We start from the raw sequence: 17,446 nt of genomic DNA, 5'->3' as shown, positions 1-17,446 counted from the left end.
GATGAAATTGAAATTGTTGCCTTGGGCTGCGGTCCTTTTCGCTGTAATTAGCATGTCTTTTTTGGAAAAGCAGCACAAACCGAACTTGTTTATTATTGGTGACTCTACAGTAAAAAACGGACAGGGAAATGGCTCGAACGGACAGTGGGGCTGGGGAAGTTTTATAGGGGAGTATTTTAAATCCGATAAAATTAATGTCAAGAATCGTGCACTCGGGGGAACAAGCACAAGAACATTTTATAATAATCCAAAACTCTGGCAAAAAGTACTGGATAGCATTCAGCCTGGTGACTTTGTACTTATCCAGTTTGGGCATAATGATTCAAGTCCCATTGTGGACACGTTACGCGCTCGAGGAACGATAAAGGGAAATGGTGATGATTACCAAGAAGTGTATAATCCATTGCTGAAACAGCATGAAGTAGTCTATAGCTATGGTTTTTACTTGCGTAGGTTTGTAAAGAATATTCAGGATAAGGGAGCGATAGCAATTATCTGTTCACCCATTCCACGCAATGCTTGGGATGGAAATCAGGTTCGTAAATCGGATTATGCAATATGGGCTGAGGAAGCTGCCCAGCAGAGTGGTGCTTTCTTTATACCATTGCAGGATCTCGTGATTGCCCAGTATGAAACATTGGGAAAAAAGAAAGTAGAAACGGAATTTTTTGATCCTAAAGATGCGACCCATACAATAAAAGCCGGTGCTTTGCTGAATGCTAAACTCGTTGCTGAGCAATTGAAAAAACAAACCAAAATCGGATTAAAGAAATTTATGTAGTATGAAGAAATCTACCTTTCCTGTGGCGATCTTTTTTCTGTTGACACTACTTAAAGTGCATGCACAGCAACGGCCCAATATTGTGTTGATTCTGGCCGATGATATGGGCTATTCCGATTTGGGTTGCTTTGGTTCTGAAATTCAGACTCCAAATCTGGATAAAATGGCAAAGGAAGGGATTAAGATGACTAATTTTTATAATGCTTCGCGTTGTTGTCCATCGCGTGCTTCCCTATTGACCGGATTATATCCGCATCAGGCGGGAGTCGGCGATATGATGAACAAGCGTCCTTTTCCAGCCTATCAGGGTTATTTGAACAGAAATTCGGTCACATTGGCCGAACTATTGAAAAGCGCAGGTTATGGAACCTATATGGCTGGGAAGTGGCATGTTGGACAGGAAAAGGAAAATTGGCCCCGGCAGCGTGGATTTCAGCGCTACTATGGGCTAATTGATGGAGCAAACAGCTACTTTGAAAACCGGCCTTATCGCCCCAATCAAACATTAACGATAGCCTTGGACAATGAGGCGATCGTTCCGCCAAAAGATTACTATAGCTCGGATGCCTATACAGATTATGCAATGACTTTCATTGGTGAGCATTTAGAAACTAAAAAAGAGAATCCTTTTTTTCTATACCTCGCTTTTCAGGCTCCCCACTGGCCTATACATGCCAAACCTCAGGATATTGCAAAGTATCGGGGTAAATATATGGAAGGATGGGAGGCTATTCGTGAAAAGCGTTTTCAAAAACAGCAGCAGTTAGGGATATTGCCGCCTACGACCAAATTGTCACCAATTGATACAACATTGCGAAATTGGAATGATTGCAGTTGGGAAGAAAAAGTCAAATGGGACGAAAAGATGGCTGTCTACGCGGCGATGGTAGACGAATTGGATCAGAATGTTGGCAGACTGGTTGATTTCCTCCGATCGAAGGGGCAATTGGACAACACTGTTTTTATCTTTCTCTCTGATAACGGCGCGAGTAATGAAACGATAAGCAATGCTGGATTTACAGCAGAAATTAGAGCGGCTAACGAATTTCCTGCCAGTCACCCACGCTCTTTTACAGCTTATGGAGTTGAAGGTGCTGCAGTGAGCAATACGCCTTTCAAAAAGTTCAAGCATTGGGAGTTTGAGGGTGGGAATGCCACCGGATTTATCGCTTATGGACCGAAATTCCTGCCAGTAGGAAAACAGTTTGATAGGCCAGCCCATTTGATCGATATCATGCCAACCTTGGCGCAATGGTCAGGAGCAAGCTATCCTAAAACCTATGCAGGTAATACGATTAAACCGATGGAAGGATTGTCCTTGCTTCCACTATGGACAGCACAAAAAGGGGATGTTAATAGGGAAATTTGTTTTGAGCATGAGGGCAACAAAGCTGTGCGCAAAGGAAAATGGAAACTTGTGTCTTCCTATCCTGAACACAGCTGGTATCTGTATGATTTAGAAAACGATCGGAGCGAAACGGTAGACTTGTCCACCACTTTTCCGAAAATATATCATGAAATGATTCAGGTCTATGAAAATTGGGCTAAAAGAGTCGGAGTGATACCATACGAAAAACTTGTACAAAAAAAGGGAAATTCTCCTGATAAATAAATTATAAAGCAAACAAAGCATGAAACTATTTAATATTTATACGGCCACTTTGATGATTGCGTTTTTCCTTTCAGCATGTTCATCGACGAAGAAAGTTGTCGAACAGAAGCAGGAATTAACCGCTGTAGATGTACTTCAGTCGTTGCAGCTGACCAATCGTTATTTCATGAACAAATGGACAGATACCGGTAAACCGATCTATACCAACCGTTGGCGGCCGAGCAATATCTGGACCCGGGCCGTTTATTACGAAGGGCTCATGGCACTTTATCAGATTGATAAAAATAACGAATACTACAATTATGCTGTGGATTGGGGAAATAAACATGACTGGGGTATGCGCAACGGTTTGGAAACTCGAAATGCCGATGACCAAGCTTGTGGGCAGACCTACCTGGATCTCTATGAAATTGAAGCGAAGCCTGAGCGTATCCAAAAGATTAAAGCCAATATTGATTACATTATCAAATCTGGAAAAGTAGACGATTGGACCTGGATTGATGCTATACAAATGGCCATGCCAATTTATGCTAAACTTGGGGTAATGACGAAGGATCAAACTTACTTTGATTACATGTATAAAATGTATCATCATTCAAAAACGCAAGAAGGTGGAGGCCTGTATAACAAGGCCGATAAACTTTGGTGGCGCGATAAGGATTTTGTTCCTCCTTACAAGGAGCCGAATGGTGAGGATTGCTATTGGTCACGTGGCAATGGATGGGTTGTGGCAGCTTTGGTTAGGGTACTCTCTTTGATTCCGGAGAACGAAGCACATCGTGCCGAGTACTTGTCGGATTATAAAGCTATGATGGAAGCACTTGTTCCTATTCAAAGACCGGATGGATTCTGGAATGTCAGTCTACACGATCCGACAAATTTTGGTGGGCGTGAAACTTCAGGCACTGCACTGTTTGTCTATGGTATGGCCTGGGGCATCAATAATGGTTTCCTAGATGCTAAAATATATCGACCTGTTGTAGAAAAGGCGTGGAAAGCAATGACAGCAGAAGCGGTACACCCTTCTGGTTTTTTGGGCTATTTACAAGGAACGGGAAAGGAACCTAAGGATGGTCAGCCGGTCAGTTTTTCAAGTCAACCGGATTTTGAAGATTACGGTTTGGGTTGTTTCTTATTAGGTGGAACAGAAGTCTATAAAATGTTGGCAAGATAAGATGAAAAGGTTATTCTTTATCTTTTGTTGCCTGCTGCTTTCATTCGGTACCTATGCTCAAGCAGGGAGAACGACTTTTAGTTTTAACGCTGACTGGCGTTATCACATCGGCGATATAAGCGATGCCTCTGCTGTAGGCTTCGATGATCGTACATGGCAACAGGTTGCCTTGCCTCAAGCTTGGAATGAAGATGAAGCTTTCGCAAAAGCGATACATGACCTTTCGGCAACTATTGTTTGGTATCGAAAAAAGTTTACTATTCCCAAGGGAGTTACTTCTGATAAGGTCTTTTTGGAATTTGAGGGGATTCGCTTCGGTGGAGAATTTTATCTTAACGGGAAATTTATAGGGCGTCATGAAAATGGCGTCATGGCCGCCGGATTTGATTTATCAGATCTGATGAATAGAGATGGCGAAAATATTTTGGCCATACGTATAGACAATAGTTGGAGCTATCGTGAAAAGGCAACAAATAGCACTTATCAATGGAACGATAAAAACTTTAATGCAAACTATGGCGGAATTCCCAAAAATGTGTGGATCCACTTTGCTTCCAAAATTTATCAGACCCTACCATTGTATTCCAATTTAAAGACTACGGGTGTTTACGTCTATGCAAAAAATATAAACATCCCTAAAAAGACATTGGATCTTTTCGTTTCTTCCGAGGTGAAAAATGAAACCGATAGATCGAGCGTGGTAGATTTTGTTGCCGAAGTACGTAATGCTGAAGGAAAATTGGTAAAAACGTTTTCAAAAACGTTCAATCTTCCTGCCAATCAAACCCAGCAATTGACCATGAACTCAGCCATGAATCATGTTAATTTTTGGAGCTGGGGCTACGGCTATCTTTATACGGTTACGACAAAAATTGTACAGGACAACAAAACTATAGACGCTGTACAAACGAAAACAGGGTTTCGAAAAACGGCTTTTAAAGATGGGATGGTATATCTGAATGATCAGGTATTGATGATGAAGGGCTATGCACAGCGTACAAGTAATGAATGGCCTGCTGTTGGTTTGTCTGTAGCGCCTTGGTTAAGTGATTTTAGCAATGGGCTGATGGTCAGAAGCAATGCCAATTTGGTTCGTTGGATGCACGTAACACCTTGGAAACAGGATGTTGAATCCTGTGATCGTGTGGGATTGATGCAAATGCTACCCGCAGGAGATGCCGAAAAAGATACACAAGGTAGACGTTGGGAGCAGCGAACGGAGCTGATGCGTGATGCAATTATTTATTATAGGAACAATCCCAGTGTTCTGTTTTATGAATGTGGAAACGAGTCTATTTCGGAAGAGCATATGGCTGAGATGAAAGCTATCCGCGATCAATACGATCCAGCTGGTGGGCGCGCCATTGGCTCTCGCGAAATGTTGGATAGTAAGATTGCTGAATATGGCGGTGAAATGCTATATATCAATAAAAGTGCACGCCACCCCACGATTGCAACCGAATATATGCGGGACGAAGCCTTACGTAAATATTGGGATGAATTGAGTTATCCATTTCACAAGGATGGTGAAGGGCCACTTTATAAAGGCGTAGATGCCAGTGATTATAATAGGAATCAAGATAGTTATGTCATTGAAGCTGTACATCGTTGGTGGGAATATTGGAAGATGCGTCCCGGTACTGGTGATCGCGTAAATTCAGGCGGCGTCAATATTATCTTTTCGGATTCCAATACTCATTTTAGAGGAAAGGAGAACTACAGAAGAAGTGGCGAAGTAGATGCCATGCGTATTCCCAAAGACGCTTACTATGCTCATCAGGTTATGTGGGATGGCTGGATTGCTCCAGATCCAAAAGGATTGTATCTGGTAGGGCACTGGAACTATGCTCCTGGAACGAAAAAAGATGTATTGGTCGTTTCTGCAGCTGATCGGGTCGAATTAGCTGTAAACGGTAAGGTACAGGGAAAAGCCGAAAAGCTATATAATTTCCTATACCGTTTTCCAGCTGTTGATTTTGAGGCTGGGGTCTTGTCTGCGAAATCATTCACCAAAGAAGGGAAATTATTGAATACAAAGGAGCTTAGAACCGCAGGTGAACCGTATAAAATCCGTTTAACGGCACAACATGGTAAAAATGGCCTATTTGCGGATGGAAATGATATGGTATTAGCAGAAGTTGAAGTGCTTGACAAGAATGGGGTACGCTGCCCATTGGCATCAAACAGAATAGATTTCAACTTAGATGGACCGATGGATTGGCGCGGTGGTATTGCTCAGGGACCTGATAATTATATTTTAGTTCGATCGCTGCCGGTAGAGGCGGGGATAAATCGCGTATTACTTCGTACGCAGTACGATAAATCTGGGCGGGTGGTGTTGAAGGCGATATCTAATGGACTTTTATCAGATTCAGCCGTGTGGACGGTGCAACCTATCAAAACGTTGGGGAATTATTTTGTAAAAGAATCTAATGAAAATTTACCATCATTCTTAGAACGGGGGCCGAGTCCAGCGAAAGCTACTTTGGTCCAGCTGAAAAAGAGCCTCAAAATCCGCACAGCGACAGCTGGAGCTAACCTAGATAAAGTGGGACAATCCTACGATGATAATGAGCTGTCGGATTGGGTCAATGATGGCCAGCTAGGTACCGCATGGATTACATATACTTTACAGGAAAAATCTGATATTGATGAGATTGATTTGAAATTGAACAATTTTAGGTCGAGATCCTATCCGCTACAGGTTTTCGTAGACGACAAACTTGTTTTTGAGGGAAATACAGATATTACGCTAGGTTACTGCACACTTTCTTTCCCACGTACAAAGGGTGAAAGGGTAACTATAAAGCTTAAAAATGCACCTTTTACTGCGAAAGAAAATAATCAGGTAGAAGTGGGCGGTAAGAAACTTGATGATGGCATCGCACGCAATGACGCCAAGGCGAAAGGTACCTTGAGCATTATCGAAGCTGACATACATCAGGTATTGGCTAATTAAGAATATTTGGCGATTATAAAATAGTTCAGTACATAAACGAAATGGAGAAAATAGCGTTTAAAATGAAATTGAAACCGGGCATGTCTGCGGAATACAAGCGGAGACATGATGCGATCTGGCCAGAATTAATAACCCTATTGCGCGAAAACGGGGTGTCTGATTATAGCATTTTTTTGGATGAGGAGACGGATACTTTATTTGCGGTTCAGTATTTAGCAGGACATTCGTCACAAGAGCTGGGTAAGGAAGTTATTGTTCAGCAATGGTGGGATTATATGCATGATATCATGGACGTAAATCCCGACCACTCCCCAGTGTCGATAAATTTGAAAAAGGTGTTTCACATGGATTAGGTTAATTTTAACATGAAGAAAATCTATATATCATTAGTGCTTGCCTGTAATCTTTTGGCTGTCGGTCGAACGATAGCGCAGGATCTATGGCCAGCAGTTACCAAAGAAATGAGACCTTGGACACGTTGGTGGTGGCTGGGTTCAGCTGTGGACCGGCCTAATCTCGAACGTGAATTAACCTTATTTGACAAAAGCGGATTTGGTGGCGTCGAGGTAACACCGATTTATGGTGCTAAAGGATTTGAATCCAACTACCTGAACTTTCTTTCACCACAATGGATGAATATGTTGGGTGTAACAACGGATAAGGCCAATGCCTTGGGAATGGGGGTAGACATTAATTTGGGTACGGGGTGGCCATTCGGGGGACCTCAAATCAAAGAAAAGGATGCCGCTACCAAATTAATCCTGGATGAATTTGAACTGAAAAAAGGTGAAAGGATCACGTTTCCCCTAAAACCTAAGGATCCTAAACAGCATTATTTCTTTCTGCAGGCTTTACGGGCATTTAGAGCCGACAATAGTGAGATTAAACTGGATGATTATATTTCAAAGACCACTGGAACATGGGAAGCACCTGCCGATATTCGTCTATTAGCGGTATTTTCTGGGAGAACGGGGCAGAAAGTCAAACGTGCCGCACCGGGGGGAGCGGGGTATACGCTCGATCACCTTGGGCAGCAATCTGTCGTATCTTATTTCAATAGATTTACCGAAGCTTTTAAGGATAAACCATTGCATGTGCGTGCTTTTTTTAACGATAGCTACGAAGTATATGGGGCAAATTGGACGGATGAGTTTTTGCAATCATTCGAACGGATAAAAGGATACAAACTTCAAGATAACCTGCTAGATTTTGTGGGTAAAGGTAAGGATGAAGCTAAAACAGCAGGCCTTAAATCGGATTATCGTGAAGTTGTGAATGCACTGCTTGCCCAGAATTTCTTGATCCCATTTACGGATTTTGCCCATCGCTATCGTGCGATTTCAAAAAATCAAGCCCATGGATCTCCAGGAAATCTGATTGACTTGTATGCGGATACAGATATTGCGGAGTGTGAAACCTTTGGATCCAGTAGTTTCAATCTTCCCGGATTAAGACGGGATACTGCTGATATCCGTAATGTGGACCCGGATCCCATGATGGCAAAATTTGCGACATCGGCGACAAATGTATACGGTAAAAAATATACTTCTTCGGAAACATTCACGTGGCTTACGGAACATTTTAAAACCTCCTTGTCACAAACGAAACCTGAAGTCGAACAACTATTCCTCGCTGGGGTGAATCATGTATTCTATCACGGGACAACCTATTCGCCAGAAAATGTACCTTTTCCGGGATGGTTGTTCTATGCTTCCGTTAATTTTGTTCCGCAAAACTCGTTCTGGGATCACCTTACTGGTTTGAATCAATATATTACGCGTGTGCAATCCATCCTTCAATCCAGCCGGGCCGACAATGAACTGCTGGTATATTGGCCCATTTATGATATTTGGAATAATGCCAAAGGAATGGATAAGGCACTAAAGGTTCATGATGTTGACGAGTGGTTACATCCAACGCAATTTTATAAACAAAGTGTTCAGCTGCAGAAACGGGGGTATAGCTTTGATTTTGCAACTGATAAAATTTTGGCGGGAACTACAGTAAACGACCGGAAATTACAAACATCAAAGGATGCGATCCCGTATCGAGCAATTTATATACCTGCCTGTCATTATTTTTCTGAAGTGACCCTGCAGAAAATACTGGAAATGGCCAACCAGGGAGCAACTATTATTTTCCAAGAATTACCACTGACCGTGCCTGGCTACGGCCAATTAGAACAACGCCGCACGCTGTTCAATAAATTAATTGCATCACTAGGGTTCGATAAAGATAAAGCGAATCAGTATACAGCATTTGGAAAAGGAAAAATCTATTTGACTACAAATATTAATTCAGCCCTGGAAACCGAACAGATATTACCTGAACGGATTAATCAAACCGGGCTAAAGTTTTCAAGAAGAGTTGCCGGTAAGGATACCTATTATTATTTAGTCAATCACAGCGGACAGACCGTGGATCGCTATATCGCGCTGAATGTACAAGCGAAATATTATTCTTTATTGGATCCCCAGACTGGGCGGACCTATCAGTTGCCATCATCTGATGGAAAGATACGGGCGCAGATTCCATCGGGTTATTCTTGGATTGTCTTGGCCTCGGAGCAACAAGCCAGCGAACCTTTCCGCTATCAGGATGAGTTACACCAAGTGGCTCAATTGGACCGCGACTGGAAAGTGAATTTTATTGCCGGAGGACCTGTTTTACCAAAGGCTAAAAAGCTTGATCAGCTCTCTTCGTGGACCGAATGGGGCGATAAAGATGCCGTTAATTTTTCGGGTACAGCAAACTACGAGAAAACATTCTCTATCCATAAAGACTTGTCAAAATCATATCTACTCAAGCTTGGGCGTGTTGCGGAAAGTGCCAGAGTATATATTAACGGAAAGGACGCGGGTGTGTTATGGTCAATTCCTTTTCAACAGGATATTACCCCATTATTGGTAAATGGCGAAAACAAGATTCGTATTGAAGTCGCCAACTTAATGGCAAACCGGATTAGTTATTTGGACCGCAAAAAAGTTACCTGGCGAAATTATCACGAAATCAATTTCGTCAATATCAATTATAAAGATTTTGATGCCAGCAAATGGGCGCCCATGGAAAGTGGGCTGATTGGGCCCGTAACCATTTGGAGTTATTAAATGAAAAACGATTGGATGTGTTCGTGCGAGCTTGTCTTTATCTGATTGATTTTTTGCGAGCATAAAAAGTGGTCAGTAGCTTTAGTGCGGATAGAAAGAGAACAAGTTGTTACAATAATAGGCCTGTATAACTACAAGAAGCCCCTTAAATGGGGCTTTTTGCTTTCTAAAATAAACGGAGATACCTGCGAACCTGTAAGTTCAGGATAGTTAGTTTAAAGGGATGCTATAACTTCCTGTTACCAATATAAATCACAAGTAACAATTTAAACTTCAACCCATGAAAAATAGCTTACGATATGGTACCGTGGTAATGATCCAGTTGGCATTGACTCAGGTATTGTATGCTCAAGAACTGCTGAAAGGAAAAGTTGTTGACGATAAAAGTCAGCCTATTAGCGGAGTGACTATCCGTGTGAACGGCAAAGGTAGTGGAACGACGAATAAAAATGGTGAATTTGGTATCGTGGCCAAGCCGGGGGATAAAGTTACCTTCACTTCGATAGAATACCTATCTAAAACCTTAATCGTATCCAACCGCTCTTTTTTGCAGGTAGACATGATGTCCAAGCAAGAAGCTCTTGACGAAGTCGTTGTCATTGGCTATGGAACGCAAAAGCGGACTAATCTTATTGCACCCGTTTCAAAATTTAACGCTGAAAATCTCGATGAACGGCCTATTGCTCGCGTTGATCAGGCCTTGATCGGGCAGATGTCTGGCGTACGGGTCAAGCAATCTACGGGTGTTCCCGGAAAGGGGTTAAGTGTACAGGTCAGGGGGGCGGGGTCTATTACTGCTGGTAGTGAGCCCTTGTATGTCATTGATGGTTTCCCATTGTCAACGGCCTCGCAAAATGGCTCCGGAAACTATGCCTCGGGAAATCCTTTGGACAATATGAACCCCAATGATATTGAATCTGTAGAGGTTTTAAAAGATGCATCTGCGGCTGCTATTTACGGATCCCGGGCAGCAAACGGCGTTGTCCTGATCACCACAAAGCGTGGAAAGAGCGGTCAGGCCAAACTGAGTCTCAATTCATACATTGGTATTTCCGAGGCTTATAAGAAATTGGATATGTTGAATGGTGAGGAATGGATAGATAGAGCCGTGGAGATGATCAACGCGCAGTGGGAAGCTTCGGGTACAGGAAGGCTGGCAAACCAAAGCAATGCCGAACGGCGGAAAATATTGGGGCTCGCCGACGGGACATATAATACATCTTATATGTATGATGACCGCTGGCTGGAGCCTGGACATCCCGGGCTTCACCTCATTAACTGGCAGGACGAAGCGTATCGAAAAGGAGTGATTCAAAATTACCAGGTTGCAGCGTCGGGAGCGACAGAATTTGTCAATTATTATGTCTCTGGGAATTATCTCAATCAGCAGGGTATTGTGAAAGGATTGGATTATAAAAACTATACTGCCAGGGCTAACGTTGAAGTGAAACCGAATAAGAAATTCGCATTCGGTTTAAACCTAGCACCTACTTATTCGATAGGAAATGACCCCGGGGTGGAAGGAAAGGATAATATCATGCATCAGATTTATTCGATGTCACCGGTTCAGGATCATACTGCAGGAACAGTAAACGTTTTTGACAATGAAAAATATCCTTGGAGCACTTCAACAAATGATCCCATTGCTAAATTGAATTATTATATCGGGGAAAACAAAATTTCACGTTTACTGGGAACAGTTTATGGACAATACAATATTCTTGATAACTTCAATTTTAAGACTACGGTCAATTTGGATCAAACCGATAGCCGGAGCAATAGATTTCAGCCTTACACAGTTGGAGGAACTTTGGCTAACCGAACCAATAATCCGAATCAAGCGACCTACGGATCCAATAGTGTTTACCGAAAGCAGACCTTTGTGAACGAAAACACCTTAAATTATCACCTCAATATTGACAAGCATGATGTTACTGCGCTGTTGGGACAAGCTTATAATTTTGATAAACTTGAAACTTCTTCCATCACCTCGCAGGGCGGTTATACCAATAGTTCTATAACAACGTTGAACGGCGCAGTTGCTACAGTGGCTTCAACAGGTGCAACACAAAGTGTCTTGCTCTCTTATTTTGGGCGTGTCCAATATGCCTATGATGGTAAGTATTTACTGTCCGGAAGTATTCGTCGGGACGGCTCATCGCGTTTTGGATCCAATACCAAATGGGGTTGGTTCCCATCGTTATCCATGGGCTGGCGTCTGTCAGAGGAGAATTTTATGAAACCAATCACCTTTATTAATGAGCTGAAATTACGCGGAAGTTATGGTGAATCTGGGAATAACAATATAGGTGATTACAGCAGTATTGCTTTATTGGGATTTTATAATTATTCGTTAAATGGCTTATCTGCTTCGGGACAGGCGCCAAGCAATATCATTAATCCGGATCTCAAATGGGAAAAATCACGAACTTATGATATTGGATTGGATTTTGGCCTTTTCGGTTCCCGCCTTACAGGATCGTTTGACTTGTATACGCGCAAAAGCAGTGATTTATTATTAAATGTCCCTTCCATGCTGGCGACAGGGTTTTCTTCCTACTTGGATAATGCTGGTGAAGTGAAAAGTCGAGGATGGGATTTTGAGTTCACTTCCCATCAGATCAGAAAATCGGATTTTTCATGGTCTACCTCTTTCAACATCAGTCATAATTCCAATAAGGTAACAAAACTTGATGGGGAGCAAAAAGAAATTTTAATTCCATCTTCGTTTGATATCCAACATAGCCTTTTGCGGATTGGTGAGCCGATGTATAGTATTTATGTCGTGAAACAAGATGGCATATTAAGTCAGGCGGATATTGATGCTGGGGCGGCATTGTATGGTAGCCAAAAGGCAGGCGATCCAAGGTATGTGGACTCCAACGGGGATGGTGTGATTGATGCGAATGACCGTGTGATTGTGGGGCCTCCAAACCCTAGCTATGTGTGGGGGATAACCAACAACTTTAAATATAAAAATTTTGACCTGAGTTTTATGTTCCAAGGCCAGAATGGAGGTCATATCTATTCCTTATTAGGAAGGGCATTGGGACGTACGGGCCAAGGATCATCGGACAATGCACTTGGTTTTTATCGGAATAGATGGCGTTCAGAAGAGGAGCCTGGAGAAGGCCGTGTTGGAAAAGCTTATTCAACGTTTGGGCGGATTAAAAATACAGATTGGCTGTATTCCTCGGATTATTGGCGCCTACGCAACGTCACTCTTGGTTATAATGTAAAAGACCTGAAATTGGGAAGTCAGTCCAAACTTAGTTTAGTCCGTTTATTCGTGACATTGGAGAATCTTTGGGGAAAGGACAAATATGACGGCGGTGTGAATCCAGAATCTGCCAATACAAATTTAAGTGGGAGTGCTGATTATCCCGAGGCAGGTGATTATGGAGGCTTGGCAATTCCGAAAACGATAACATTTGGTTTAAACGTAAATTTCTAAAACAATGAAAAAATTGAGTATATTTTTGTTGATAGCGGGTCTATTGGGATCTTGCAAAATGGATCTGGACCAGCAGCCCATTTCGAACGCAACATCAGATACGTACTTTAAGACTACGAATGATTTTGTTCAAGGATTGAATGCCATATATAATAGTACACGAGGATATCCAGACCGCTTAATGAATCTTTCGGAGACACGATCTGACAATTTATACGCCGTTTCTGATGGTGGGGTACGAGATTGGGAAGGGATCAATAGTTTTCATAAAACAATTGCCAGTAACCCCTATGTAATAGAAGCTTGGCAAACAAATTTCAACGGTATCTTTCGTGTAAACAATTATTTAGAACAACTTGAGGCGAATGGAGCTACAGCCATCTCGGATGCGAATCTTCGCAATAGAATGGAAGGCGAAGCTCGATTTATGCGTGCATTTTTTTATTTTGATTTGATTCGATACTTCGGGAAAGTACCGCTGATTGACAAGGTGGTCTCTGCCAGTCAAGCTAAGAATATTGGGCGGAGCAACGTGGAGGAGCTATATGCCTTAATTATTGAAGATTTAAATAAGGCTATTAATGCCCTTCCAGCCCCCAGCGCCTATGCGGCTGTTGATAAAGGTCGTGTCAATAAATATGCTGCAAAAATGTTGCTGGGATTGGTTTACATGACGCGGTCAGGGCCCACTTTGGGTATTGAAGGTGCCGGTTTAAACAGCAATGAATGGGCGAAAGCCGTGGAGCAGTTCAACGAGGTAATCAATAGCAATGAATTTAGTTTGCTGACCAGCTATAATAGCATTTTTGATTATGGTAATGAGCGCAACAAGGAAGTGGTTTTTAATATTGAATATTCTAGCGGTGCTAATCCCGTTGTTGGGGCTACATTTCCTTGGGTACTTGTGCCTGACAATTGGTTCAATTCACTCGGTCTGGCCACGCAAGGAGGCCTCACGATTAGGCCAGTATCGGATGACTTGCTTCAATCGTATGATGCAAGCGATAGTCGGAGAACATTCAGTATTCAGCAAGGATATACCTATGGCAATGTTGCTGAAACAAGATCTTTTATTAAGAAATTTGTGGATGTTACTAAAGTGCCTGCAAATCGAATGGATTGGCCGATTAATTATATTGTATTTCGCTATAGTGATTTATTGTTGCTAAAGGCGGAGTGTATATTGAATGGCGCCCCTGGGGCTATTCAAACGGATGTAGATGCGGTAGTCAATCAAATCCGAAAGCGCGCTGGATTGACAAGTGAGCTGACCAATGTCACTAAATCGCAGCTGATGGACGAAAGGAGACGGGAATTTGTTGGTGAAGGGCTGCGTTGGTTTGATCTTGTCCGCAGCGGTAATGTGGAATCTGTCATGAAGGCTTGGATCACGAAAGAGGATGTCGCAAAGCAGATGTCAGATTTCCAAGTCAATTATGTGCTCTATCCAGTGCCACAATCCGAACTAGACAATAGTCCGGGCTTATATACACAGAATCCAGGCTATTAATAATTTTTATAATCAAACTCAACCTAACCTACCCGTTCTGAACGGGTAGGTTTTTTTTGTAAAAATGCATTCGGTTACAGGATAGCGCAGGATAGGTCCCTTCGCTAGTTTTCTTATCTTACAGCTTGATTCGCCGATCACTGCGAGTCTAATTAAACCAAATTGTAAATCACGGGAAGGAAGTGTTAAATGGATAGAAGATTCTTCTTAAAATCAAATGCATTTTTGTGGATATCAACGTTGCTCCCTCTAGCTACATCGGGGCGAAAAGGCGGAATAGCGTCGTCCTATTTCACATTGAAACCGATTGGTCGCTCTTTACAATTACAGGATTATTTTATTTGGTGCTCATCTCCGATCTGGGGGGATGATGGTAAGGTTCATCTTTTTTATTCACGTTGGCGAAAGGAAAAAGGGATGGGAGGCTGGATCAAAGGTTCTGAGATAGGGCACGCAGTTGCTGATTCTCCCTATGAAACATTCCAACATAAGGATGTTGTTCTACAACCTCGGGAAGGATTTTGGGATAGTACAACCTGCCATAATCCTCTGATAAAAAAGATAGCGGATACCTATTATCTTTTTTATATGGGAAACTCCAATGGAAAAACAGATACGAAGAGGATCGGTGTGGCAACTTCTACAAGCTTGGATGGACCATGGAAACGGAGCGATAATCCCATTTTGTTGCCCGGAGCGGAAGGTGCATGGGATGATCATTGTACCACAAACCCAGCATTTCTAAAAGGTAACGATGGTAAATTTTGGCTGTATTATAAATCTTGGAATACCGCTGAATACGTACAGGATAAAGGTCCTGTTCGAGGAAATCGAAAGTATGGATTGGCCAAAGCTGAACATCCATTGGGACCCTATATGAAAGTATCCGAACATCCGGTAATTGATTTTTCTGATCGTCCTCATAATGCGCAGCTTGAAGATGCTTTTGTATGGAAACAGGATGAACAGTATTGTTTGTTAGCTAGGGATATGGGGTTTTACAATCACGAATATGGATTGATCTTAAAATCATCGGATGGCGTTAAATGGTCTGAACCGCAAGTAGCCTATTTAAATTTATCAACATATATTCAGGAGCCGCCGCCACCCGCAAACTTGAAGCGCTTTGGCAGACTTGAAAGACCTATGATCCTGATGGATAAAAAAACAGATGAACTGCGTTTCCTTTTTGGAGCCACACAGGGTGGTGCCGCCGGTACTTCAACAACATACGTTTTTGAGATCCTGTGAAGATATACCATCGTTTTGTAGACTTTGAGTAAGTAACAGCACAATGGTGCCCTTGTATCTTAAACATCGATGCCAGTGGGCTGGAGGTGCCCACTCATATATTTAAGTATAACCAGAAACAATTATAAGTCAATGAAAAAGATTCTTAGTATGCTCCTCGCAATTTTTGCCTGCGCAGCAGGTCAAGCGCAACAGGCGACCTGGAGCAGTGCCCAGCAGCCCCTAAAAGAAATTGAACAGCTTAAAAAGATTATTGTGGCCCCCTCATTTAGAAATAAAGATTATTCCATCACCGATTTTGGGGCACTTGGAGATGGAAAGACAAAAAATACAGCAGCTTTTAAAGAAGCAATTGAAACGTGCAATAAGCAAGGTGGAGGACGGGTGGTGGTTCCTAAAGGGGTATACTTGACCGGTGCTATTTATTTGAAAAGCAATGTCAATCTTCACGTTAGTGAAGGCGCAACGATACTGTTCAGTAGAGATAGCGCAGATTACCCAATGGTATTCACACGTTGGGAAGGTATGGAATGTGTCAATTTTTCCCCATTCATCTATGCGTATAAAGAAGAAAACATTGCCATTACGGGAAAAGGATTGTTGGATGGAAATGCCGACAATGATCATTGGTGGTATTGGTGCGGTGCGAGAAAATATGGTTGGCATGAAGGCCGCCCTGGCGAACAAAAGCCTGCACGTGCAATTTTGCATCAGCAGATGGCCGAAGAGATCAATCCGCACAAAAGGGTATTTGGCGACGGAAATTTTCTCCGGCCCAATTTTGTACAACCTTATCTATGCAAAAATGTCTGGATTGCTGACGTGAAGTTAATTAATTCTCCGATGTGGAATCTCAATCCTGTCCTATGTGAGAATGTGTTGATTGAAGGAGTGAAAGTGGTGAGTCATGGACCTAATAATGATGGCTGTGATCCCGAAGCAAGTAAAAATGTATGGATCAGGAATTGCTATTTTGATACCGGCGATGATTGTATTGCCATTAAGTCTGGACGAGACGAAGATGGCCGCAATATTGGTCGACCTGCGGAGAATCATATCATCGAAAATTGTGAAATGAAAGATGGACATGGCGGTGTCGTTATCGGTAGCGAGATTGCCGGCGGAGCTAAAAATATTTACGCGCTGAACAATGTCATGGATAGTCCAAATCTAGATCGTGCCCTTCGGATAAAGACCAGTTCAAGTAGAGGCGGTACTATCGAAAATGTGTTTTTTTATAACACACAGGTGGGACAGTATAAAGAAGCTGCTGTGCGTTTTAATATGTTTTATGAAAAGCCCGGAAAACATATTCCGACGATTCGGAATATCTGGGTCGAAAACCTTCAGGTAAAAGGTGGCGGCAAGTATGCTGTGCTCTCCACGGCTTATGAATCGTCACCTGTCACTGGTTTTACAATGGTGAATTGTAAAATTGAAGGTGTAAAAGAAGCCTATAAAGTGGATTACCTAAAGCATGTAACACTAAAGAATGTCATTGTTAATGGGAAGGAAATCAGGTCTTTCGATTAGCATAACCTATCCGTCACGAGAAAATTTAAAGTCCATTGGCCATGAAGTAGCATGTTTTTCATTAA

At 42.3% G+C, this 17,446-nt stretch carries 10 protein-coding genes; all 10 read left to right on the top strand.

Going from position 1 to position 17,446, the window contains the following annotated elements; all coding sequences use genetic code 11:
* Position 1 precedes the first annotated feature (1 nt).
* On the top strand, positions 2-781 hold the full coding sequence (locus B3139_RS10920; protein ID WP_293882872.1) for a rhamnogalacturonan acetylesterase: 780 nt from the start codon (positions 2-4) through the stop codon (positions 779-781).
* A 1-nt stretch (position 782) separates the two neighbouring features.
* Positions 783-2,393 carry an arylsulfatase gene (locus tag B3139_RS10915; RefSeq protein WP_293882870.1) on the top strand — a complete coding sequence of 537 codons (1,611 nt, stop codon included), beginning with the start codon at positions 783-785 and terminating at the stop codon, positions 2,391-2,393.
* A 19-nt stretch (positions 2,394-2,412) separates the two neighbouring features.
* Complete coding sequence (locus B3139_RS10910; RefSeq protein ID WP_293882867.1) at positions 2,413-3,567, top strand: glycoside hydrolase family 88 protein; 1,155 nt, start codon at positions 2,413-2,415, stop codon at positions 3,565-3,567.
* Position 3,568: 1 nt separating this feature from the next.
* Complete coding sequence (locus B3139_RS10905) at positions 3,569-6,526, top strand: sugar-binding domain-containing protein (protein ID WP_293882864.1); 2,958 nt, start codon at positions 3,569-3,571, stop codon at positions 6,524-6,526.
* 41 nt (positions 6,527-6,567) lie between these two features.
* A complete protein-coding gene (rhaM, locus tag B3139_RS10900) occupies positions 6,568-6,879 on the top strand; it encodes an L-rhamnose mutarotase (protein WP_209578238.1) in 312 nt (103 codons plus the stop codon).
* Between the two features lie 12 nt (positions 6,880-6,891).
* Positions 6,892-9,633, top strand: coding sequence for a glycosyl hydrolase (locus tag B3139_RS10895; protein WP_293882860.1), 2,742 nt, complete (start codon positions 6,892-6,894; stop codon positions 9,631-9,633).
* Between the two features lie 280 nt (positions 9,634-9,913).
* On the top strand, positions 9,914-13,087 hold the full coding sequence (locus B3139_RS10890; protein ID WP_293882857.1) for a SusC/RagA family TonB-linked outer membrane protein: 3,174 nt from the start codon (positions 9,914-9,916) through the stop codon (positions 13,085-13,087).
* A 4-nt stretch (positions 13,088-13,091) separates the two neighbouring features.
* Complete coding sequence (locus B3139_RS10885) at positions 13,092-14,597, top strand: RagB/SusD family nutrient uptake outer membrane protein (protein WP_293882854.1); 1,506 nt, start codon at positions 13,092-13,094, stop codon at positions 14,595-14,597.
* 189 nt (positions 14,598-14,786) lie between these two features.
* The gene (locus B3139_RS10880; protein ID WP_293882851.1) at positions 14,787-15,848 is read left to right on the top strand and encodes a glycoside hydrolase family protein; all 1,062 of its coding nucleotides are present in this window, start codon (positions 14,787-14,789) and stop codon (positions 15,846-15,848) included.
* A 132-nt stretch (positions 15,849-15,980) separates the two neighbouring features.
* Positions 15,981-17,381, top strand: coding sequence for a glycoside hydrolase family 28 protein (locus B3139_RS10875; RefSeq protein ID WP_293882849.1), 1,401 nt, complete (start codon positions 15,981-15,983; stop codon positions 17,379-17,381).
* Positions 17,382-17,446: the final 65 nt, after the last annotated feature.

It is taken from the genome of Sphingobacterium sp. UBA1498 (genome assembly GCF_002325125.1).
Lineage (GTDB): Bacteria > Bacteroidota > Bacteroidia > Sphingobacteriales > Sphingobacteriaceae > Sphingobacterium.
Note: the sequence above shows the minus strand (reverse complement) of the source record. Positions and strands in the feature narration are given on the sequence as shown.